The organism is Aquiflexum sp., assembly GCF_977115555.1.
Window position 1 is genome coordinate 1 of sequence record NZ_CDSBKL010000581.1, and the last position, 1,937, is coordinate 1,937.

The following is a 1,937-nucleotide window of genomic DNA, read 5'->3' on the forward strand; positions in this document are numbered from 1 at the left end:
CATGTGCCTTTATGATATCATAGCTCAGACTCAGGCCCAATCCTGTCCCCTGTCCAGGGGGCTTGGTGGTGAAAAAAGGCTGAAAGATTTTGTCTTGGATGGCGACGGGAATTCCAGGGCCATTGTCCGAGATGGATATTTTTACCCCAAAATTCCCTAAATCTCCGGTAGACCCTAAAGGTGATTTGATTACAGTTGTTTTGATCGTTACCAAAGGTTTGAAAATCTCCCCCTTGTTGACGTCATTGCCTAGTGATTTTGACTTTTGATTGACCGCATAAAAAGCATTATTTACCAAGTTCAATATGACCCTACCGATATCTGAAGCCACAACATTTACTTTTGCAAGATCTTTATCGAGGTCTAGCTTAAAATCTGAATTGAAATTTTTGTCTTTTGCACATAGTCCGTTATAGGAAAGTTTCCCGAATTCATTTGCCAAAGCATTTAAATCCGTCCATTCTTTCTCGCCTTTATTGGTACGGCTATGTTCGAGCATGCCTTTGACTATGGCCTCAGCACGTTTTCCGTGATGATTGATCTTCACAAGATTTTCCTTGATGTCCTTCAAAATCTCATTTTCAAGTTTTTCTCCAGATGAGAGTTCAGTTTCTGAGCTTCGTCTTTGGGCTTGGCTTTTGGCCCTTACAGCTTCAATCTCCTCAATCAGTTCCGCGCTGACTTCTGAGAAGTTATTTACAAAATTCAAAGGATTCCTCATTTCATGTGCAATTCCAGCCGTGAGTTCGCCCAGTGAAGCCATCTTTTCTGATTGGATCAATTGGGCTTGGGTAGCTTTCAGTTGGTCATACGCGGATTCCACTTTTTCCCTTTGGGCATGGATTTCTTCTTTTTGCTCCCGAAGTAAGCGGTTTGCTTTTTGCTTACTTAAGTTATTACGGAAAAGAAAAATACTGATAATAACAAAAAGAAGTAAACCGACCAATGATGCGAATATGATAATCCGTTGATTAAAAACTGCGGCATTTTTTAAGTCGGTATCTTTTTGAAGAAGTGCTATTTCTGCTTCTTTTTTATCCAATTCAAATTCGAATTGAAGTTGTTGGATCATTTTTTCTGTACTCGATTTTGCAATTTCTTCTTTTACAGACTTTGCATTGATTTCATTCTCATACGCAGCCTTATAATCTCCAACAAAAGCATGTATTTCCGAAAGATTTAGATAAACATCAACCAATTCGTTTTTTGCATCTATCTCTTTTGCTATGATTTTGGCTCTTTCCAAAGTACTGACGGCACTCTCAAAATCATCCCTTTTCCTTTGTGTTTTTGCCAAGCCGATAAGACCTTGGGTCATTTCAAATTTGGCATCCATTCTTTCAGAGATTTCCAAAGCACGCCTGTGAAAACCAAATGCTCTCTGAAAATTCCCCAATTGAGCATTGATTTCTCCTAGTTGGGTGAGGGGAAATGTCGCGTCAAGAGTACCATCGCAAAGTTCTAATGCCAATTGATGAAAATATATTGCAGAATCATATTTAGATTCTAAAAAATAAACCTCTCCAATATTCATTGCTGCAGTAGCTTTCCCCTGCTCTGATTCTATTTCCTGAAAAACTTTTAGGGATTTTTTGAAAAAAGTCAATGATTCATTGATTGTATTTGGGTTTTTTTGGTAAACAGTCCCCATATTGTTCAATGAAGTACCTATTCTTAGTTTGTTATTAAGTTCTTCTGATAGTTTTAGGGATTGAAAATGAAGTTCCAACGCTCTCGTGCTGTTTCCCAACAAAAAATAAATTGAACCAAGATTGCTTAAAATGTTTGCTTCCCCTGTTTTGTCATTGATATTATGAAAATGTTTCAATGCTTCCTGAAAGCTGATAATTGCTTCCTGAAAACTTCCTTGTTGTGCATATGCCCTGCCTTTGGCATTGTATGCGTCTGCCAGACCTTTTTTGTAGTTGATCTTATTT

1 protein-coding gene is annotated in these 1,937 nt (G+C 38.0%); it reads right to left on the reverse strand.

The features are described 5' to 3' along the window. Positions 1-1,937, reverse strand: a 1,937-nt coding sequence (locus ACZFYI_RS19785; protein WP_462525842.1) for a tetratricopeptide repeat-containing sensor histidine kinase, incomplete at both ends; no start/stop codon positions are given.